This window comes from Ruegeria sp. L11 (assembly GCF_056531755.1).
In genome coordinates this window covers 364,196-384,648 of record NZ_JBQFMI010000001.1, presented here as the reverse complement: position 1 = coordinate 384,648, position 20,453 = coordinate 364,196, and the positions used below count along the sequence as shown (strand labels likewise).

Here is a 20,453-nt window from a genome sequence, read left to right as displayed (position 1 = left end):
GCCCCTTTCACAGGCGCCAAGGTATTCCGATCATGAGCGCTATAGACACGCTTCCCCCTCTGCGCGAGGTCATCGCAACCCACCAGCTTTCGGCGCGCAAATCGCTGGGGCAGAATTTCCTGTTGGATCTGAACCTGACTGCCAAGATCGCCCGACAAGCCGGCGATTTGTCAGAATGCGATGTGCTTGAAATCGGCCCCGGTCCCGGTGGGTTGACACGAGGCCTGCTGTCCGAAGGCGCGCGCAAGGTCGTGGCCGTCGAAAAAGATACACGGTGCATTGCCGCCCTGAACGACATCGCCGCCGCGTATCCGGGTCGGCTTGAGGTGATCAACGGCGACGCACTGGAGATCAACCCGCTTGAATATCTGACACCGCCAATCCGCGTCGCCGCCAACCTGCCCTACAATGTCGGCACCGAGCTGCTGGTGCGTTGGCTGACACCGCCCGAATGGCCCCCATTCTGGCAGAGCCTGACGCTGATGTTCCAACGCGAAGTGGCCGAGCGTATTGTTGCCCAACCCGGCAGCAAAGCCTATGGACGCCTTGCCATCCTTGCCCAATGGCGGGCAGAGGCACGTATCGCCATGTTGCTTCCCCCCGGGGCCTTCACTCCGCCGCCCAAGGTTTCAAGCGCCGTGGTCCACCTGACCGCCTTGCCCGAGCCACGCTATCCCGCCGATGCCGCCACCCTGTCGCGCGTCGTGGCTGCCGCCTTCAACCAACGCCGCAAGATGCTGCGCGCCTCACTCAAAGGCATTGCCCCGGATATCGAAGACCGCCTTCTGGCCGCAGGTATCAAGCCCACGGACCGTGCCGAGCAAGTCCCGCTGGAAGCGTTCTGCGCTTTGGCGCGCGAAGTTAAGAAAACCTGATCAAACGAAAAAGCCCCGAGTTAAACCTCGGGGCTTGGTTCTTTTGACATCGGCTTTATTCTGCCGCCTCCGGTGCGTCCCCCGTGTCGGCAGGAGCATCCTCTTTTGCCTCGGGCGCAGCTTTGGGCTTCCGGGCGCGTGGCTTACGCGCGGGTTTTTCCTTGCGCGGAGCCTCTTCCGGTGTTTCAGCCGCCGGGGTTTCTTTGTTTTCCGGGGTCTCCACCAGACCGCTATCGGGCTCTGAAACTTGCTGAGACAGGTCCATTACATCAGGCTGCGGTGCTTCGGCCGGATCAGCCTGGCGGGTCGCTTCGCGTTCCTGACGTTCGGCACGTTCACGGTCGCGCTCGGCCTGGCGTTCGCGGTTCTGGCGCTCCTGCTCTTCACGGCGCGCGTCAATCTCGCGCTGCGCTTCGCTCAGCATCCGCAGGTAGTGTTCCGCGTGTTGCTGGAAGTTTTCTGCCGCCACGCGGTCATTCGACAGCTGAGCGTCACGTGCCAACTGGTTGTATTTATCAATAATCTGCTGCGGCGTGCCACGGACCTTGCCTTCGGGACCCGAGCTGTCAAAAACCCGGTTTACGACGTTGCCGCCAGAAGGACGATTGCGGTTATTCTTGGCCCGCGAACGGGGTTTGGAAGATCTCATCTTACTTTACGTCAGCCTTATCAATGCGCTGTCGCTCAACCCGTGTTTTGCACTGCTCTAAGGCGTTTGCCGTGACGGGAAGTCGACTTTTTGGGCTTGGCGTCAGGGGTGCGCTGCAACAGCGTCAACCTCGCCGACTAATCCTGAGTAAGCATGTCCTGACGGCGCAGACAAGAGGAATCTCGGATTTTCACCAGCTTTTTTCTACAGGTCGGCGTTTTTTGCCGCAAACCCGCCGCTCATCCCGGCATTCTTGCGCCGACGACACGATCGCGACCGTCAAGATCGGGGATTACCCGGACGTCCACCAACCCAGCGGCATCGAACAAGGCTGACACTTTTGCCGCCTGCGTCGGACCGATTTCGACAAGAATTCGCCCGCCCGCCAACAGAAAATCCGGGGTCGCCGCCGCGATCCGACGATACGCGCCCAACCCGTCCCCCTCATCCGTCAGGGCCATGCGCGGCTCGTGCTCACGCACTTCGGGCGACAGTTCTTCCATCTCACACACTGAGATATACGGAGGGTTGGAAACAATCAGGTCGAATTTGTCTTCAATGTTTTCGAACCAGTTTGATCGAAGGATCTCAATCCGCGTCTCTACCTGATGCTGAACCGCATTGGCACTGGCTTGCAGGCAGGCGGCTTCGCTCAGATCAACACCCACGCCCGTGGCACTGCTGCGTTCGGCCAGAAGGGTTATCAGGATACACCCCGAGCCCAGCCCTAGGTCGAGGACATGATCAAATGGTTCGCTCAACGCTGCTTCGATCAGGGTTTCAGTTTCCGGGCGCGGATCAAGGACATCCCGGCTGACGCGGAACCTGCGGCCGTAGAACTCCCGCTCACCCAACAGATGCGACACCGGAACCCGGATGGCCCGCAAGGAGATCAACTGGTCATAACGCTCGGCGATTTCGGGCTGTAATTCTTCCGGGGCAATCAATGTCACACGGCTGGCTTCAATCCGTGCAGCATGGGCCAGCAACAGACGCGCGTCGCGTGCCGGATCGTCCACACCGGCCGCACGCAGACGCGCTGTCGCCGCCACCATCGCCTGTGCCGCTGTTTGCAGACCTGTCATTGTGCCATCTCGGCCAACAGCCGGGCCTGATCATCCGCCGTCAACGCATCAATCACCTCGTCCAGATCACCCTGCATCACCTGATCCAGCTTATATAGCGTCAGGTTGATCCGGTGGTCGGTCATGCGCCCCTGCGGGAAGTTATAAGTACGAATGCGTTCCGAGCGATCCCCCGAGCCAACCTGACTGGCACGATCTGCCGAGCGTTCACTGTCAATCCGCTGCCGCTCCAGATCGTACAAGCGCGTCTTCAGAACCTGCATGGCGATCTCGCGGTTGCGATGCTGGGACTTTTCGGAACTTGTCACCACCAATCCCGTCGGAAGATGCGTGATCCGCACAGCCGAGTCAGTCGTGTTCACGTGCTGTCCGCCCGCGCCCGAGCTTCGCATCGTATCGATTCGGATATCATTGGCGTCGATCTGGATGTCTACATCCTCGGCCTCGGGCAGAACCGCCACAGTCGCCGCCGAGGTGTGAATGCGCCCGCCGCTTTCGGTTTCGGGCACGCGTTGCACCCGATGGACGCCGGATTCGTACTTCAGTCGCGCAAAGACGTTGTCGCCTTTGATATGGGCTACTACTTCCTTGATGCCGCCCAGATCCGAGGCCTGCTCTTCGATAATCTCGAATTTCCAGCCACGCGCCTCGGCGTAACGCTGATACATGCGCAACAGGTCGCTTGCGAACAAAGCGGCCTCGTCCCCGCCGGTGCCAGGGCGAATTTCCAGCATCGCCGGACGGGCATCTGCCGCATCCTTTGGCAACAATGCCAGTTGGAGCGCGTTTTCCGCCTTGGGGATGCGGGCCTGCAACTCGGGGATTTCCTCCTCGGCAAGCTCTTTCATGTCCGGGTCAGTCAGCATCGCCTGCGCTTCGGCCAGATCCCCCACCAGCTGTCGCCAGGCCATGATCTGATCGACCACAGGCTTGAGGTCGGAATATTCTTTGGCCAGCGCCGCAATATCACCACCCGACGCGCCATCGGCCATGGCAGCTTCGAGGTACTGAAAACGCTGGGTGATCTGTTCAAGACGTTCTTTGGGGATCATCCCGGCGGTGTCTCTCATCCGGGGGCTTTGGTCAAGGGCAACGTCATGCTAAGCTCGCGGCCATGAAACGGGTTTTACTTGCTCTGCTGCTGACAACCACGCCTGCCCTCGCCGATTACATCGGCCCTGACGGCAAGACGCGGGATTGCTATTGCACCGACACATCCGGGTCTCGCATCGAACTGGGTGAGATGATCTGCCTTCAGGTCGACGGACGCATGTTCACCGCGCAATGCCAGATGTCCCTTAACGTTCCCATGTGGCGCGAGGTTCAGGAGGGGTGTTTGTCGTCCAAATTACAGAGTGAGCCTTTCGACCCCATAGATCTGGACGATGCGTCCTGACCGTTTGCGCAACGACTAGAATTGTGCCAACCACCCATCGACCCGCGCCTTGTTCACACCGAAATCCCTGCGACCGAACCGCAAACGGCCATGGATGCGCAAGATGTCTCCGTCCTGCTGTACCGTGGTGTAGTCGGGAAAGCCGATCCATTTCGTGCGGGTAACATAGGTGATCATGCCCTCACTGACCGAACCCGCCAAAACCGTGGTGCGCGGCGTGGCTTGGGCAATCTCATCAAGACGCTGCAACCCGTCGGGACCGGTTTCAACAACGCGCAACGCACCACCCGGCAAGTTCTGGCTTTCGGGCGAAACCAAAGCGACGTGCCACCGCGCAGGGTCTGACGGTGCCAGCCGGACATAGGCGCCCGCCCCAACCACAAGCGCAACCACTGCCCACAAAGCCATCTTTTTCATCCCGCTCCATCCCTTTTGTGAACCCTAAGCGGAGCAAAACCGGCGGCAAGACATTCCACCGCGTCTTACCGCGACGTCACACCCGGCAGGATGCACAGCATCTCATAGATCAGGTTGGCTGCTGTCAGTGCAGTGTTGCCCGATGGATCATAAGGGGGTGAAACTTCGACCAGATCGCATCCCACTACGTTTACCCCATGCAGGGCATGGATCAGTTGCAGCGCTTGCGGTGTCGTCAGCCCTGCGATTTCCGGCGTGCCGGTGCCCGGAGCGTATGCGGGATCAAGGCTGTCGATGTCATACGAGATGTAAACCGGGTGGTCCCCAATGATCTTGCGAACCTGCGATCCGATCTGGGTCAGATTCTGCTGCCATAGCTCCCATGCGGGGAACTGGCGGAAGCCCCAGTCCTTGGCTTCGGTAAAATCCGAGGCTGCATAACCCGAGCCCCGAATGCCGATCTGGAACGTCTTGTCGGGAACAATCAACCCCTCTTCATAGGCGCGGCGGAAAACGGTGCCGTGGGTTTCGCGTTCACCGAACATCTCGTCATTCACATCGGCATGGGCATCCACATGCACCAGCGCCACGGGACCGTGTTTTGCCCTGATGGCTCGCAGGATCGGCAGGGTGATCGAATGATCGCCCCCCATCGCCACAGGGATCACGCCTTTCGCCAAAATGGCGTCATAGCTTTCCTTGATGATCCTGAGGCTGTCTGCAAGCGAGAAGGTGTTGATCGCCAGATCCCCAATATCGGCTATCTGCAAGCTGTCGAACGGGGCCGCTCTGGTGGCCATGTTATAGGGCCGGATCATCGCGCTTTCGCCGCGGATCTGCTTGGGGCCAAAGCGCGTGCCCGACCGCCACGACGTGCCGATATCCATCGGCACCCCCAGCACCGCCACATCCAACCCCTCAAGCGAGGAGGCCTGCGGCAGGCGCATGAATGTGTTCGGCCCGGAAAACCGCGCCAGATCATTCCCGCTAAGTGGTTGGTTGAATTCGGTCATGTGCGTAATGGTCCCGTCCCTGTTCGTCACTTGATCCAGCACATACCTTAAGCATGGCTAACTGTTGGTTAACGTGAACCCTTGCGGGTTTACCCATCTGCTTTATCCAGCTTGTTCCACCCCAACAGGCAAATGATCTGCGTCGCCACATGGGCCCCAGCAATCGCTGTCGCACCGGATGTATCAAAGGGTGGCGATACTTCGACAACGTCCCCGCCCTTGATATTGATCCCGGCAATGTCGCGCAGGATGATTTGCGCCTGAATCGAGCTTAACCCACCCCAGACTGGCGTGCCCGTACCAGGGGCAAAAGCCGGGTCAAGACCGTCGATGTCAAAGCTGAGGTAAACGGGGCTGTCACCAAGAATGTTCTTGATCTTCTCAGCCACAGCAGCTGGTCCCGATTCATAAACCTCGCGCGCATCAATGATGTTCACGCCCAGCGTATCCTCATTCGTCGTGCGAATACCCACCTGGACCGAGCGTTTCGGATCGACAATACCCGACTTTACAGCCTTGTAGAACATTGTCCCGTGATCCACGCGGGACATGTCATCATCGGCCCATGTGTCGGTATGCGCATCGAATTGCAGCAGGGACATTGGCCCGAATTTCTCGGCATAGGCCTTGAGGATCGGAAAGCTGATATAGTGATCGCCACCCAGCGCAACCGACGCCACATCAGCAGCCAGAATGGTTCGGATGTGGTCGGTCAGCGTGTCGGGAAAGGCCGGGATATTGGCGTAATCATAAGCCATATCGCCATAATCCACGATCGCCAGTTCACTCAGCGCATCAAAGGGCCAGCCATAAGGCGCATCGGGCGACTGAAGTGCGCTGGCCTCACGGATCGCCCGCGGGCCAAGGCGCGTGCCGGGCCGGTTTGTAACCGCCTGATCAAACGGCACGCCAGTAACGGCGATGTCCACTCCCTTCAGGTTCTTGGTGTAAAGCCGCCGCAGAAAAGACGTCGCCCCGCCGAACGTATTTTCATAAGACAACCCCTTGAGGTCCGGATTGGTGAATGCCTCATCCACCTGGTTTCTTGCGTCTTCCAGTGCCATGTCTTCTGTAGTCCCTTTCCCGAACCTTTATCAGCTCAACGGCTGCGCTTTTTCCACGATCCGCGCGAAAAACGACGCGCCCACCGGCGCGATTTCGTCGTTAAAGTTGTATTTCGGATGATGCAGCCCTGCGCCTTCGCCCTGCCCAAGGAACAAATAAGCACCGGGGCGCTTTTGCAGCATGTACGAGAAATCCTCGGCCCCCATCTCGCGCCCGGTATTGCCGGTGACCCGGTCGTCACCGGATATTTCACGCGCCACCTCGGTCGCAAAGCCCGCCTTTTCGGCATCATTGATGGTGGCTGGGTAATCGACATTGTATTCCAATCGCGCCTCGACCCCATAGGATTTGGCCTGCCCCTCGACAATCTCGGCCATGCGCCGCATCACCATCTGCTGGACGTTCGGGTCGAATGTTCGAACGGTACCGTTGATATAGGCCGTATCCGGGATCACGTTGTTGACCGTGCCGGTGTGGATCTGCGTGACCGAGACGACAAGATCATCCAGCGCATAATGGTTGCGGCTGACAATGGTCTGAATGGCCTGCGCAATCCCACAGGCCGCCATAACCGGATCACGGGTTTCATGCGGCATCGCACCGTGACCGCCAACACCCTGAATATGCACTTCGAAAGTATCGACAGCCGCCATGATCGGCCCCGGCGTTGTATAGAATGTCCCTTCGGCAAATCCCGGCGCGTTGTGCAGCGCATAGACCTGCGAGATGTCGAACCTGTCCATGATGCCTTCTTCGACCATCACGCCAGCACCACCGCCATCTTCCTCGGCGGGTTGAAAGATCAGCGCCACGCGACCGCTGAAATTTCGCGTCTCGGCCAGATAACGTGCCGCGCCCAGTAGCATGGTAGTATGCCCGTCATGGCCGCAGGCATGCATCTTTCCGGGGTTCTGAGAGGCATAGTCAACGCCCGTTTCCTCGGTAATTGGCAACGCATCCATATCGGCGCGCAAGCCAATCGTCGGCCCGTCGCCCTGCCCGTTGATGATCGCGACCATCCCGGTCTTTGCGATCCCCTCATGCAACTCATCAACCCCGAACTCACGCAGACGTTCGGCCACAAAGGCTGCCGTTTCATGGCATTCGAATTCCAACTCGGGGATGGTATGCAGATACTGGCGCCATCTGGTCATGTCGGCAGAGAAATCGGCAATTCGGTTGACGACGGGCATCTGGGGTGGACTCCTGATCGGGACTGCGGAATGGATGCATCTGACACCGGAATGAAAGGGTTCGCAATGGCTGAAAATCCTCTGATCCATGACAGCAATGCAGGTATCGAACGGCTGCTGGAAATCATGCGCCGCCTGCGCGATCCGCAATCTGGCTGCCCGTGGGACATCGAACAGGATTTCGCGACCATCGCCCCCTATACGATCGAAGAGGCCTATGAGGTCGCTGACGCCATCGAACGCGAAGCCTATGACGAGCTTAAGGGAGAGCTGGGGGATTTGCTGTTCCAATCCGTGTTTCACGCCCAAATGGCAGAAGAAGCAGGACATTTCACCTTTCAGGACGTGGTGCGCACCATGTCCGACAAGATGGTCAGCCGCCATCCGCATGTGTTTGGCGATGAATCCCGCGACAAGTCGGCCGACCAGCAAACCAAAGATTGGGAAGCCATCAAAGCCGCCGAGCGGGCGGGCAAAGAACAAAAAGGTGCACTGGACGGTGTGGCTGCAAACCTGCCCGCCCTGTTGCGCGCGCATAAGCTGCAAAAACGTGCCGCTCGAGTGGGGTTCGACTGGCCTGACGCCAGCCATGTGCTGGCCAAGATCACCGAAGAAGCGGCCGAACTGGAAGAGGCGCGCGACAAAATGGATGCCGACGCGCTGGAAGACGAGTTCGGCGATCTGCTGTTCGTGATGGTCAATCTGGGCCGTCATCTTGGCATCGAACCCGAAGCCGCCCTGCGTCGCACCAATGCCAAGTTCACCCGTCGCTTTGAAAAGGTCGAAGCCCGGCTGGCCGAACGGGGCAAGACCCCCACGCAAAGCGATCTGGCCGAGATGGATGCGCTTTGGGACGAGGTCAAAACGGAAGAGCATCGCGCCAACGGCAAACTCCCGCCGGCGGATGCACTGGCGGCGACCAGAAACGGGTAGACAAGCGATCCGACACTTGCGAGTGTCCCACCTTCACGACCCCCGGAGACGCCAATGCCCCCTCGCAAGATCATCATCGACACCGATCCCGGACAGGATGACGCCGTCGCCATACTGTTGGCGCTGGCCAGCCCGGACGAGATCGAGGTTCTGGGTATCACGGCCGTCGCGGGTAACGTCCCACTCGCCCTTACGGCCAAGAACGCCCGAATCGTTTGTGAATTGGCCGGACGTACGGATGTGCCGGTTTATGCGGGCTGCGACAAACCGCTGAACCGCCCGCTTGTAACCGCAGAACATGTGCACGGAAAAACCGGGCTGGATGGCCCGGTCCTGCCGGATCCGCAGATGCCCTTGGCTGAAGGTCACGCTGTGGACTTCATCATCGACACCCTGCGCTCTGAAGAATCTGGGACGGTGACCCTGTGTCCACTGGGGCCGCTGACAAACATCGCGACTGCATTTCGCAAAGCCCCCGATATTATCGACCGCGTGCAGGAAATCGTCTTGATGGGTGGGGCATATTTCGAAGTCGGCAACATCACCCCCACCGCTGAATTCAACATCTATGTCGACCCAGAAGCTGCTGATATCGTTTTTAAATCCGGAAGGCCAATCGTTGTCATGCCATTGGATGTCACACACAAAGCGCTGGTGACCAAATCACGAAACGACGCGTTCCGCGCATTGGACAGCAAGGTTGGACATGCCGTGGCCGAGATGACGGATTTCTTTGAACGCTTCGACAAAGAGAAATACGGCAGCGCAGGCGCCCCCCTGCACGACCCTTGCGTCACCGCCTATCTGATCCGCCCCGAGCTGTTTTCGGGTCGCCGGGTGAATGTTGAGATTGAAACAGGGTCCGACCTTACCCTGGGCATGACCGTTGCGGATTGGTGGGGTGTCACCAACCGCGCACCAAATGCGTTGTTCATGGGGGAAATCGACGCTGACGGCTTTTTCACCTTGCTGACAGAAAGGCTGGCCAGATTATGAGCGCCGCCCTCCGCCTTGCGCGCCCCGAAGATCTGGATCGCCTTATGACGCTGGTCACCGCCTTTCATACCGAGGCCGGGCTGACACAGGACGCCGACAAGACACGCAATGCCCTCGCCCCCATGCTGGATGGCATCCCTCATGGCTGTGTCTATCTGATCGGACCCGGGCGCGCGCCTTTGGGATATATCGTCCTGACCTTTGGCTGGTCAGTCGAGTTCGGCGGCATGGACGGTTTCGTGGACGAGATCTATATACGTCCCGCCGTTCGGGGCCGCGGCATCGCCACCGAAGTTCTTTTGGACCTGCCCAAAGCTCTTGCCGGGGCAGGCCTGATGGCTCTTCACTTGGAAGTCGACCGAAACAATGAAACTGCCCAAAAACTCTATCTGCGCACGGGGTTCAGACAACGCGACAGCTATATGCTGATGAGCAAGGTACTTTAGCGCGACTCGCCACGGAAGATATTAGCCGGGTTCATGTCCTGAACCGGGTCATTCGACGAAACCTGTTCTCCGGTTATCGGATACGTTCCTGGACCCGCGCAGGCGGACAATACTGTGATGGACGCTGTGGCGATTATCAGAAGGAATTTGGATACAGACATCGTGGTCTCCTTTCTGCGATGAAGACAAACTACGGCATTCGGTGTGGACGTGATAAGTAACAAGTTCACACATAAGAATAGATAAGCCACATTTTTATTGTCAAAAACCTCCAAAACAGACGGATATATCCCTGAAAACTCTAACTTTTCTCAGGCCCGCGCGTGTCATTCTCAAATAGCGGCATCTCGAAAAAAAGCAGGTGGTCACGTGCGATTTCAGGAGTTTGGTAATAGGCGTCGCGCAGGTGAAAGCCCAAAGACAGGTATAACCGAGTCGCCGCTTCCAGGGGTTTGCCGGTGTCCATTCGAATATAGTCGAACCCAAGATCTCGACACATTTCGATCAGCGAAAGCATGATGGCACAGCCTGCGCCGGTCCCCCTTGCTGCGTCAGTTACAAATACGCGTTTGATTTCAGCCACACCAGGCTCGTACGTGTGAAACATGCCGCAGCCGACCGGTTCCCCATGCAGTAATGCCAGTTTGATCCCACCGTTCGGCGGCGTGTGTTCCGCGTCGATGTTGTCCATTACACGGGTGTATTTTTCGCTTGGGTAGAAGGCCCGAACGATCTGGGCGGTTCTTTCATCCAGTGCGAGCAGGAAATCCCTGTAATCCCAACACAAACGCCGAACCGCTTCAAACTGGTCCGGCGTTTCCGGTTCGATGATGTTCAGCACAATGCGACCCCCGGATTAAACCCGGGGGTCAGCCTAGCACCACGCGCGTTACTTGCGAAGGATCGACGCGCCTGCGTATTCCGCAACCTCGCCCAGTGATTCCTCGATGCGGATCAACTGGTTGTATTTGGCCAACCGGTCCGACCGCGCCAGCGAGCCAGTTTTGATCTGACCGCAATTGGTCGCCACCGCCAGATCAGCAATGGTGGCATCCTCGGTCTCGCCCGAACGGTGCGACATCACGTTTGTGTAACGCGCACGGTGCGCCATATCGACGGCGCGCAGGGTTTCAGTCAGCGATCCGATCTGGTTCACCTTGACCAGCATCGAGTTCGCGCAGCCGCGCTTGATGCCTTCGGCCAAGCGCGCCGGATTGGTCACAAACAGGTCGTCGCCCACCAGCTGCACCTTGTCGCCGATGGCGTCGGTCAAGGCTTTCCAGCCGTCCCAGTCATCCTCGGACATGCCGTCTTCGATCGAGATGATCGGATAGTCATTGACCAGCGCCGCCAGATAGGCTGCGTTTTCCTCGGACGTCAGGGTGATCCCCTCGCCCGCCAGAACGTATTTGCCGTCCTTGTAATACTCGGTCGCCGCGCAATCCAAGGCCAGGTGGATTTCTTCTCCCGGTTTGTAGCCCGCCTTTTCAATGGACTTCAGGATGAAATCCAGCGCCTCGCGGGTACTGGCGATGTTCGGGGCAAAACCGCCCTCGTCACCGACACCGGTGGCCAGACCGGCAGCCGACAGCTCTTTCTTCAGGGTGTGGAACACTTCGGACCCCATGCGCACGGCTTCGCGAATATTCGCAGCCGAGGTTGGCATGATCATGAATTCCTGAATGTCGATCGGGTTGTCAGCGTGTTCGCCGCCATTGATGATATTCATCATCGGCACCGGCAGCACGCGGGCCGAGGTGCCGCCGACGTAGCGATAAAGGGGCTGCGTGGTGAAATCGGCTGCTGCCTTTGCTGTGGCCAGCGACACGCCCAGAATGGCGTTGGCACCCAGACGGCCTTTGTTATTGGTTCCGTCCAGTTCAATCATCGCCTGATCGATGGCCACTTGTTCTGTCGCGTCAAAGCCCACCAATTCCTCGGCGATCTCACCATTCACGGCGGCCACGGCTTCCAGAACCCCTTTGCCCATATAGCGGGATTTGTCGCCGTCGCGTTTTTCAACGGCTTCATGTGCGCCGGTGGACGCACCGGACGGTACGGCGGCGCGGCCCATGGTGCCGTCTTCCAGAATCACGTCGACCTCGACCGTCGGGTTGCCCCGGCTGTCCAGAATTTCGCGCGCGTGGATGTCAATGATGGTGCTCATGAGGTCTGTCCCTATGGCTGCAGTCGGTTGCACGCGTCATAGCAGCAACCGACCAAAAGTAAACCGGTTCCGTTATCGCTAACACGCATATTTACCGACCTTTAGGGCTAACAGTTTGCTGTTTGCGCCAACAGGTTCACACCGGGACCAGATTGCGCGCCAGACGTCGCTCGCGGATAAAGGTATACAGGCCAGATCCGATGATCAGGCTCGCCCCAGCCATTGTCAGTGCATCCGGGCGTTCACCGAACATCAGCATTCCGGCAAGGATCGAAAACACCAGACGCGTGTAGCGAAACGGCATCATGGCCGAAGCCTCGCCAACCCGCATGGCCGTGACGATGCCGTAATACCCTAGAACACCAAAACCGATCGCCCCCAAATACGGCCCTGCCTGGCCGCTTTGTACCGGCACGAAGGGTGTTCCTGAAACAACCATCAACAGCAACCCGGCCAGCGCCACTGCGATATACGCCTGCATCGCCACAACCGATGAGGCCACCCGAACATCCAGCTTGCGCGTTATCAGATCACGCGCCGCAATCGCAAACACGGTCAGAACGACAAACAGTGAATCTGGCTGAAACCCTTCCAATCCGGGGCGAATGATCATCAGAACACCGACAAAGCCGACACCAATGGCGCTCCAGCGGCGCCAGCCGACCTGCTCTCCCAGAAACAGGGCCGCGCCCATGGTCACGGCAAGCGGCATGGCTTGAAACACGGCGGCGACAGTGGACAGATCGATCAGCGACAGCGCGGTGACAAAGGTCACGGCACCGAATCCTTCTGTCCCTGCGCGTAGCATCGGCAGCAGTTTCCACGCCACGGGATCGAAGATGCGTTTGCGGGTGACCACCGACATCACCGCAAAGACAAGCCCGCAGAACACACCCAGACACACCATGATCTGACCGGTCGGCACAGCGCCCGACAGGAACTTGATGAACATATCCTCAAGCGAAAAGGCCGCCATCGAGCCGATCAGCAAAAGGATGCCGTTTACGTTATTCATGCGCGCGTCCACAGGAAAAGGGTACTTGGGGTGCAGTGTCCGGGCACATGAACCGCAACCGGCGACGTCTGGCAAGCCAATTCCCGAAACGTTCAATGAATTAACGTGGTGGGGCCGTTCGCGATTTGTGATGGATCACTCCTGCTTGAGCGGTACGCCGTACAGTTCCAGCCGATGCCCTTTCAGCTTGTACCCAAGCTTGGCGGCGATCTTTTCCTGCAGGGCTTCGATCTCGGGATCGACAAATTCGATGACCTCGCCCGACTGCATGTCGATCAGGTGATCGTGGTGATCGCGCTCGGCATCCTCGTAACGGGCCCGCCCATCGCCGAACTCCAGACGCTCCAGAATACCGGCCTCTTCGAACAGTTTGACCGTACGATACACCGTCGCAATCGAGATGCCTGTGTCGATGGCAGAAGCACGCGCGTACAGTTCTTCGACATCCGGATGGTCGTCGCTTTGTTCCAATACCTGCGCGATGATCCTTCTTTGACCGGTCATGCGCAGACCTTTGGCCTCACAACGTCCAATAATCGTTTCCGACATGATGCCCCTCAGAATTGCTCGGGTGTCTGTCTTAGTATGTCTGCGCACTTTGCGCCACAGGGATTTCTTCTTTTCCGTTGAAGTTAAGCCACGCGCGCCAAATCAGCCCAAACCGGCAAATGATCCGATGCGATATGTGCGGGGCGCGCGTCATGGACACCATGCGCAGTGGCCCTGACGCCCGCGCCCAGCGCGATCCGATCCAGCGCGCCCAGCGGCTGCGCCGCGGGAAAACTTGGCTTGGGGGGCAGGAAACGCATTTCCGGCGCGAGGTGATCCAGAATCGGCTGTCGGGACCATTCGTTGAAATCCCCCGCCCAGACAGTCGGCATCTGCTCCAGCTCTTTATCAAACCGCCTGATATGCGAGATCTGCTGACGTCGCGATGCAGGCAACAGCCCCAGATGCATACCCATCACCCGCAACGGCCCGATATGGGTATCAAATTCGACACGGACCGCGCCGCGCGGTTCAAGCCCGGGCAATTCGTGATGTCCGGTCCGCCGGACCGAAAGGCCCTCGCCACGCCAGATCACCGCGTTGCCATGCCAGCCCAGACTGCCGGCACCGCCCAGATCGACGATCTGCCACCCCGCTTCATCCAGCATGAAATGCGGCAGGGCCGCCGGTCGCGGCGGCAGACGTTTGTCGGCCTCCTGCAACACAACGATATCGGCCTGCATATGTTCGATGACCTGCAAAATGCGCTGCGGCTGGCGCCGGAAATCCAGCCCGAGGCATTTCTGAATGTTATAGCTGGCAATGCGAAGGGTGGAAGATGACTGCATATAGATCTGACCAGTGGGCTTGACCCAAAGTGACACGCCTGCCGCCGGACGCAACCCTTCAGTTTCACTTCGCAGCAACGGCAACCGGGGAAGTCGCCTTGGAATGGTATATCGCTTAAAAACCCGGCACGTGACGCGGCCAGAAACAAATGGATTTCCCCTCATTTCATCCGGGAGCGGCAGAACGGAAGTGCCGCAGTTTCAGCGCATCCAACACCGATTTAGACCGGACAAAACAATTCGCCCCTCCCCGCGAAACCATACCGCACCGAGCGACTACCAGAGATGTTTGACCGTCACGTACCACAGAACGTGGCGTGCACGACCTCGTTATCGGTCGGGGGCCGTTTCAGATCGTCCGCATCTGCCTGATCGTCGTAAGGCCGCGCGAGGACGGCGTTCAGCCGATGGAACGGCTGGTAATCCCCCGCCACCGCTGATTGGATCATCTGCTCGACACGGTGATTGCGCGGAATATAGGCCGGGTTCGCTGCGGTCATCACTTCATCCGGTGACGCCTCACGCGCCAAACGCGCACGCCAGCCCTCTGCCCAGCTGTCAAAGGCCTGCGGGTCGATAAACTGATCGCGCGTGGTATCTTTGCCCAGCGCACGGAAGGTGTTGGTGAAATCAGCCTGCCCCTCGGCCATGCGTTTTAGCAGATCGGTGATCAGCGCCTGATCGCCTTCTTCAGCGGTCGTCAGTCCGACCTTTGCCCGGAACCGGGTCAACCAGTTCTGTTGCAGCAGGTCCGGCATGGCATGCACGATCTCGGTCGCCTCCTCAACAGCGGCGTCCTTGTTGTCCATCTGCTGGATCAGTGAAGTTGCCAGCTGCGCCAGATTCCACACTGCTATATCTGGCTGGTTGGAATAGGCATAACGGCCCATCCGATCTATCGAGCTGTAGACCGTATTGGGGTGATAAACGTCCATGAAGGCACAGGGGCCATAATCGATGGTCTCACCCGCGATCGAGCAATTGTCGGTGTTCATGACCCCATGGATAAAGCCCACGCTCATCCACTGCGCGATCAGCCGAGCCTGCGCATCCCGTACAGCCCGCAACAGGCCCATTGGCCCTTCGGCCCCGGGAAAGTGGCGCGCGATGGCGTAGTCTGTCAGGCACCGCAGATTGTCCAACTGCCCCCGAGCAGCAAAGACCTGAAAGGTACCTACTCGCAAATGGCTGGTTGCAACCCGGGTTAGCACCCCACCGGGCATCGGACCCTCCCGGAACACGGTTTCACCGGTCTCTACCGCCGCCAGCGCGCGTGTTGTGGGGATGCCCAGCGCGTGCATCGCCTCGGACACCACGTATTCGCGCAGAACCGGACCCAGCCACGCCCTGCCGTCGCCCCTACGTGAAAACGGCGTCGGGCCCGAGCCTTTCAGCTGAACATCCCGCCGCACACCATCCGTTCCGACAGTTTCGCCCAACAGCACCGCGCGCCCGTCCCCAAGCTGCGGGTTGTACTGGCCAAACTGATGCCCGGAATAAAGCTGCGCGATGGGGTCCGCACCATTGGGGATGCGATTACCTGCAAAGGCTTCCGCCATCTCTTGCACGTCGCCTGGATGGACCTGCAACAGCCGTGCCAGATCATCATTGAACGCGATCAGCTTGGGCGCGCGTACAGGCGCCGGTTTCTGTCGCGCAAAAAACGCGTCCGGCAGGCGGGCATATGAGTTATCGAATGGAATGGTCAGTGTCATGCGGCAAACATATTCCCCGTGCGCACGAATACCATAGCGGATCACACCTTGCCGTGCATAATCGCGTCAAACACACGAGGGCCACATGACCGCACAAGAGATCATCGACCGCCTGAACCTGCAACCTCACCCCGAGGGCGGCTGGTACGCGGAAACCTGGCGCGCCGAGAACAACGGCCGCCCGACCGGCACCTGCATCTACTTCTTGCTGCAGGCGGGGGAAAGCAGCCACTGGCACCGGGTCGACGCGACCGAGATCTGGCTCTATCACGCGGGCGCGCCACTGATTCTGTCCTTGAGCGCAACAGACAAGGGTCCGGCGGCCGACCATGTGCTGTCGCCCGATTTGTCTCGGGGCGCACCGCAACTGATTGTTCCCACCGGCCATTGGCAGGCCGCACGCAGCACCGGTGATTACACGCTGGTCAGCTGTACAGTGTCTCCCGGATTTCAGTTCGATGGATTCCAACTGGCAGAACCTGGGTTTGATATCCCGCGTGGATAAGCTGATCTTGGAATGCTCTGAAAAGGTGAGTTTACAGAAAGTTACGCATTTATCATTCTGTAAACGCAACCGCAGGTATCGGAGCATCGGGTGATTGTGAAACACATCTTTCTGGTCCTTCTGCTTCTGTTCGCAAACACCGGTCTTGCAAACGCCGAGATCGCCTGTGCAGAATCCCCCCTTTCATCCGAATTGGCGCTGCCCGATCTGGAGGAGGAAGTCGCAACCGAACACAAAGAACCTGCCGCGACTGTCGAACCTGCGGTGCTGATCTCGAAACGCCCTGCGCTGCGCCCTTGCAAGTTCCGCCAGTTTGAAGTGGGTCGCCAGCGTATGCGTGACCGCGGGGCGGTCTGTGGTGACTGGACCATCTTGGGCGAAACCCGCGCGTCTTTGGCTGGAAAAGCGCAAGGTTGCGGCATCGCCAACCCGGTCCGGATTTACAGAATTTCGGACATTGCGCTCAGCCAGTTCTCGCTGATGGACTGTCAGACAGCCGTTACGCTGAAAACGTGGATCGAAAACGTCGCCAAACCCGCCTTCGCCGAACTGGGTGGTGGGCTCAAGGGGATGCGCGTTGTTGGCCACTATGCCTGCAAGACGCAGAACAACCAGCCCTATGCGCGCATCTCCGAACATGCGCGAGGTCGGGCCATCGATATCTCGACCTTCGTGTTGCAGGACGGAACGCAGATCACCGTTCAGAACGGATGGAGCGACACCGATCAAAGCACCGTGTTACGAGAGTTGCACAGCGGAGCCTGTGGCCTGTTTGGAACTGTTCTTGGTCCTGATGCTGACCGGTATCACAAAGGGCATTTTCACTTCGACACAGCCCGTCGCAGTGGCAAGCCTGTGTGTCGATAACGCGTTAGCCGTTACCTGTATGCAACCTCAACCCACCGGTTGAGCGTTCACAGTACTGACCATGCCGCCACCCACCAGCGCTTTCACCCCGGTTGTTCCCGGGCACGAGGTTGGCAATCCCCGCGCCACACGCACGGCCAGATAGGCAAAAGCCTGCGCCTCGAGCATATCACCGTCCAGCCCCACGGCCTCGACCGGTTCGACCGGGCAGTCGAGGGACACGCGCAGCATCTCCATCAAAACCGGATTGCGCCGTCCACCGCCTGTAACCAGCACGCAAGACGGCGGTTGCGGACAGTGTTCCATCCCCTGCACCACCCCCGCTGCGCACATCCCGGTCAGGGTCGCCACCGCGTCAGCGTCACCCAGTTCTTTCACCAGGTCGATCATCTCAGAGAAATCGTTCCGGTCTAGCGACTTGGGCGGCATACGTGCAAAGAAAGGCTCAGCCAGAAACAACTCCAACGCACCCATTTCGACGGTGCCATTGCGCGCAACCGCACCATCCCGGTCCATCGGCTGCCCCAGCCGGGCCTGCATCAGGTCATCGACCGGCGCGTTCGCTGGCCCCGTATCAAAGGCAAGCAGCGCCCCCGGCGCCTCGGGACCATCAAAGCTTGGGTCCACATAGGTCAGATTACCAACACCACCCAGGTTCAGGAAGCACAACGGGCGGTCCGCGCCAAACCACTTGGCGCAAGCAAAGTGAAAAAACGGCGCCAGCGGAGCGCCCTCGCCCCCCATCGCCACGTCGTCGCTCCGGAAGTCCCAGACCACCGGGCGCCCCAGCGCCTGCGCCAGACCAAGACCATCACCCACCTGCAATGTGCCACGCCCGCGCGGTTCATGCGCCAGCGTCTGGCCGTGAAAGCCGATCAGATCCACATCTTCGAACTCGGACAGCGCCTCGGCATGGGCAAAGGTCACCATTTCAGCCGCCGCATCGACCTGCGGGCCGTGCCATTGCCCCAAAGCCGCCCGCAGCACTTCGCGCTCGGCTTCGGTATAGGCGCGATAGCCGCTTTTCCCGAATCCGGCGATGGAATGCCCGTCGGTTTCCACCACCGCAGCGTCCACCCCGTCCAGCGACGTACCGGACATCGCGCCCAATGCCCGAACCATTCCGTGTTTCTTGATGGTTTGGCCCACGCCCGCCTCCTGATCTGGCAATGTTTCCGCCGTGCCCGAAGCTCTGGACTTCACCTCTGGGTTGCAGCTTGGTCAAGGTGCTTTTGTTATGCCGCCTTGGCAAGCCTTCTGATTGGGGGCGTCGGTTTTTTTCCGACGCCGCGCTTCAGGATCAACACCCCTGCTATCAAGTTGCGCGCGCATATCACGGCACGCGCTTTTAGAGTGAAAAGGTGGCTTTTCCTCATCCGCAGCGCCGCCTATACAGTGCGGCGCAACACAAACCCCGAGGGCACGATATGACCTACCACCCCAAATCGGATTTCATCGCCACGATGATCGAGCGCGGCTTCCTCGCCGACTGCACCGATTATCAGGGCCTTGACGACGCGCTGATCAGTGGGTGCAAGCCGGCCTATATCGGCTTTGATGCAACGGCCAAGTCGTTGCATGTGGGCAGTCTGATTCAGATCATGATGCTGCGCTGGTTCCAGAAGACCGGTCATCAGCCGATCACCCTTATGGGCGGCGGCACCACCAAGGTGGGCGATCCCTCGTTCCGCGCGGATGAACGCCCCCTGCTGGGACCCGAACAGATTGACGAAAACATCGCGGGCATCAAGAAAGTGTTCGCGGCCTATATCGATTACGACACTGATGCCGAAAACAAGGCGCTGATGTTGAACAATGCCGAATGGCTGGATGATCTGAACTACCTCGATTTCCTGCGCGACATCGGGCGGCATTTCTCGGTCAACCGGATGCTCAGCTTTGAATCGGTGAAATCCCGGCTGGATCGTGAGCAATCGCTGTCGTTTCTCGAGTTCAACTACATGATCCTGCAAGCCTATGACTTTCTGGAGCTGAACCGCCGCTATGGCTGTGTTCTGCAAATGGGCGGTAGCGACCAGTGGGGCAACATCGTCAACGGTATCGACCTGACTCGCCGGGTGCTGGATCACGAAATCTACGGCCTGACCTCACCCCTGCTGACCACCAGCGACGGCAAGAAGATGGGCAAATCGCAGGATGGCGCGGTCTGGCTGAACGCCGAGATGCGCTCGCCCTATGAATTCTGGCAGTTCTGGCGCAACACCACCGATGCGGATGTCGGGCGGTTCCTGAAGCTCTATACCGAATTGCCGGTGGATGAATGTGACCGTCTTGGCGCGCTTGCCGGGTCCGAGATCAATGAGGCCAAAAAGATACTTGCTGACGAAGTTACAACACTCCTTCATGGTGCTGACGCATCCAAAGCTGCCCGATCAACATCGGAAGGTATTTTTGGCTCCATGTCTGTTCGTGAAGGAGGTCAGGATACCCTCTACGCAACCGGAAATATCAGCGCGCTCCCTACCTTGACTCTAACTAAGGAAGAATTGGGCGACGGCATGTCCATCGTGCAGATCATTGTCAAATCAGGCCTCGCCAAGTCCGGCAAAGAGGCCAAGCGCCTGATTGCCGAAAACGGGGCCAAACTGGACGACGCTCCGCTGACGGATGCGGGTTTGATGATCGACGCGGGCGCATTGACGTCTCCGATCAAGCTGAGTGCAGGCAAGAAACGCCACGCATTGGTGCAACTGGGCTGACGCCCCTTTCACCTTTGATTGCAAAGCAGGAAACGGCCACCCGATTGGGTGGCCGTATC

The 20,453-nt window shown here is 58.9% G+C and carries 23 protein-coding genes; 8 read left to right on the top strand and 15 right to left on the bottom strand.

Going from position 1 to position 20,453, the window contains the following annotated elements; all coding sequences use genetic code 11:
* The first annotated feature begins 32 nt into the window (after positions 1-32).
* Positions 33-875 carry a 16S rRNA (adenine(1518)-N(6)/adenine(1519)-N(6))-dimethyltransferase RsmA gene (rsmA, locus tag ACR0CE_RS01900; RefSeq protein ID WP_480485400.1) on the top strand — a complete coding sequence of 281 codons (843 nt, stop codon included), beginning with the start codon at positions 33-35 and terminating at the stop codon, positions 873-875.
* A gap of 55 nt (positions 876-930) precedes the next feature.
* Here rsmA and ACR0CE_RS01895 read toward each other — a convergent pair whose 3' ends face one another.
* From ACR0CE_RS01895 to prfA, 3 genes are all read right to left on the bottom strand, one after another.
* Complete coding sequence (locus ACR0CE_RS01895) at positions 931-1,524, bottom strand: DUF4167 domain-containing protein (RefSeq protein ID WP_267364566.1); 594 nt, start codon at positions 1,522-1,524, stop codon at positions 931-933.
* Between the two features lie 239 nt (positions 1,525-1,763).
* A complete protein-coding gene (gene prmC, locus ACR0CE_RS01890) occupies positions 1,764-2,609 on the bottom strand; it encodes a peptide chain release factor N(5)-glutamine methyltransferase (RefSeq protein ID WP_480485398.1) in 846 nt (281 codons plus the stop codon).
* On the bottom strand, positions 2,606-3,661 hold the full coding sequence (gene prfA, locus ACR0CE_RS01885; protein WP_480831204.1) for a peptide chain release factor 1: 1,056 nt from the start codon (positions 3,659-3,661) through the stop codon (positions 2,606-2,608). The genes prmC and prfA overlap by 4 nt, the downstream gene beginning before the upstream one ends.
* 62 nt (positions 3,662-3,723) lie before the next feature.
* On the opposite strand from prfA, the gene ACR0CE_RS01880 reads away from it, so the two are divergent.
* Positions 3,724-4,005: a hypothetical protein gene (locus ACR0CE_RS01880; protein WP_480480576.1), complete on the top strand. Its 282-nt coding sequence runs from the start codon at positions 3,724-3,726 to the stop codon at positions 4,003-4,005.
* A gap of 15 nt (positions 4,006-4,020) precedes the next feature.
* Here the strand turns inward: ACR0CE_RS01880 and ACR0CE_RS01875 are convergent, their stop codons facing one another.
* From ACR0CE_RS01875 to ACR0CE_RS01860, 4 genes are all read right to left on the bottom strand, one after another.
* Complete coding sequence (locus ACR0CE_RS01875) at positions 4,021-4,422, bottom strand: DUF1499 domain-containing protein (protein WP_480830679.1); 402 nt, start codon at positions 4,420-4,422, stop codon at positions 4,021-4,023.
* A gap of 65 nt (positions 4,423-4,487) precedes the next feature.
* Positions 4,488-5,435, bottom strand: coding sequence for an agmatinase (gene speB, locus ACR0CE_RS01870; protein WP_480830677.1), 948 nt, complete (start codon positions 5,433-5,435; stop codon positions 4,488-4,490).
* An 89-nt stretch (positions 5,436-5,524) separates the two neighbouring features.
* Positions 5,525-6,499 (bottom strand): agmatinase, encoded by a 975-nt coding sequence (gene speB / locus ACR0CE_RS01865; protein ID WP_480480570.1) that lies wholly within the window; start codon positions 6,497-6,499, stop codon positions 5,525-5,527.
* A gap of 30 nt (positions 6,500-6,529) precedes the next feature.
* The gene (locus ACR0CE_RS01860) at positions 6,530-7,693 is read right to left on the bottom strand and encodes a M20 aminoacylase family protein (protein WP_209503692.1); all 1,164 of its coding nucleotides are present in this window, start codon (positions 7,691-7,693) and stop codon (positions 6,530-6,532) included.
* Between the two features lie 66 nt (positions 7,694-7,759).
* Here ACR0CE_RS01860 and mazG point away from each other — a divergent pair, with 66 nt between their 5' ends.
* From mazG to ACR0CE_RS01845, 3 genes are read left to right on the top strand one after another with little or no spacing between them, the layout of a single operon-like run.
* Complete coding sequence (mazG, locus tag ACR0CE_RS01855) at positions 7,760-8,626, top strand: nucleoside triphosphate pyrophosphohydrolase (RefSeq protein WP_267364570.1); 867 nt, start codon at positions 7,760-7,762, stop codon at positions 8,624-8,626.
* Between the two features lie 54 nt (positions 8,627-8,680).
* A complete protein-coding gene (locus ACR0CE_RS01850) occupies positions 8,681-9,622 on the top strand; it encodes a nucleoside hydrolase (protein WP_480830675.1) in 942 nt (313 codons plus the stop codon).
* Positions 9,619-10,068 carry a GNAT family N-acetyltransferase gene (locus ACR0CE_RS01845; RefSeq protein ID WP_480830673.1) on the top strand — a complete coding sequence of 150 codons (450 nt, stop codon included), beginning with the start codon at positions 9,619-9,621 and terminating at the stop codon, positions 10,066-10,068. The genes ACR0CE_RS01850 and ACR0CE_RS01845 overlap by 4 nt, the downstream gene beginning before the upstream one ends.
* Here the strand turns inward: ACR0CE_RS01845 and ACR0CE_RS01840 are convergent.
* The 7 genes from ACR0CE_RS01840 to ACR0CE_RS01810 form a co-directional block, all read right to left on the bottom strand.
* A complete protein-coding gene (locus ACR0CE_RS01840; RefSeq protein WP_209596625.1) occupies positions 10,065-10,229 on the bottom strand; it encodes a hypothetical protein in 165 nt (54 codons plus the stop codon). The genes ACR0CE_RS01845 and ACR0CE_RS01840 overlap by 4 nt on opposite strands.
* Before the next feature lie 140 nt (positions 10,230-10,369).
* Positions 10,370-10,909 carry a GNAT family N-acetyltransferase gene (locus ACR0CE_RS01835; protein ID WP_480830672.1) on the bottom strand — a complete coding sequence of 180 codons (540 nt, stop codon included), beginning with the start codon at positions 10,907-10,909 and terminating at the stop codon, positions 10,370-10,372.
* Positions 10,910-10,957: 48 nt separating this feature from the next.
* On the bottom strand, positions 10,958-12,235 hold the full coding sequence (eno, locus tag ACR0CE_RS01830; RefSeq protein WP_480830670.1) for a phosphopyruvate hydratase: 1,278 nt from the start codon (positions 12,233-12,235) through the stop codon (positions 10,958-10,960).
* 136 nt (positions 12,236-12,371) lie between these two features.
* The gene (locus ACR0CE_RS01825; protein WP_480830668.1) at positions 12,372-13,250 is read right to left on the bottom strand and encodes a DMT family transporter; all 879 of its coding nucleotides are present in this window, start codon (positions 13,248-13,250) and stop codon (positions 12,372-12,374) included.
* 135 nt (positions 13,251-13,385) lie between these two features.
* Positions 13,386-13,799: a Fur family transcriptional regulator gene (locus ACR0CE_RS01820; protein WP_209503686.1), complete on the bottom strand. Its 414-nt coding sequence runs from the start codon at positions 13,797-13,799 to the stop codon at positions 13,386-13,388.
* An 83-nt stretch (positions 13,800-13,882) separates the two neighbouring features.
* Complete coding sequence (locus ACR0CE_RS01815) at positions 13,883-14,587, bottom strand: endonuclease/exonuclease/phosphatase family protein (protein ID WP_267364547.1); 705 nt, start codon at positions 14,585-14,587, stop codon at positions 13,883-13,885.
* A gap of 296 nt (positions 14,588-14,883) precedes the next feature.
* Complete coding sequence (locus ACR0CE_RS01810; RefSeq protein WP_480830667.1) at positions 14,884-16,302, bottom strand: protein adenylyltransferase SelO; 1,419 nt, start codon at positions 16,300-16,302, stop codon at positions 14,884-14,886.
* A gap of 85 nt (positions 16,303-16,387) precedes the next feature.
* On the opposite strand from ACR0CE_RS01810, the gene ACR0CE_RS01805 reads away from it, so the two are divergent.
* Entirely contained in the window at positions 16,388-16,807 is a 420-nt protein-coding gene (locus ACR0CE_RS01805; protein ID WP_480830665.1) for a cupin domain-containing protein, read from the top strand.
* A gap of 90 nt (positions 16,808-16,897) precedes the next feature.
* Positions 16,898-17,674, top strand: a complete 777-nt coding sequence (locus ACR0CE_RS01800; protein WP_480485389.1) for an extensin-like domain-containing protein — start codon at positions 16,898-16,900, stop codon at positions 17,672-17,674.
* A 27-nt stretch (positions 17,675-17,701) separates the two neighbouring features.
* Here ACR0CE_RS01800 and ACR0CE_RS01795 read toward each other — a convergent pair whose 3' ends face one another.
* The gene (locus ACR0CE_RS01795; protein ID WP_480558332.1) at positions 17,702-18,796 is read right to left on the bottom strand and encodes an anhydro-N-acetylmuramic acid kinase; all 1,095 of its coding nucleotides are present in this window, start codon (positions 18,794-18,796) and stop codon (positions 17,702-17,704) included.
* Between the two features lie 305 nt (positions 18,797-19,101).
* Here ACR0CE_RS01795 and tyrS point away from each other — a divergent pair, with 305 nt between their 5' ends.
* Positions 19,102-20,394, top strand: coding sequence for a tyrosine--tRNA ligase (tyrS, locus tag ACR0CE_RS01790; protein ID WP_480830663.1), 1,293 nt, complete (start codon positions 19,102-19,104; stop codon positions 20,392-20,394).
* Positions 20,395-20,453 lie beyond the last annotated feature (59 nt).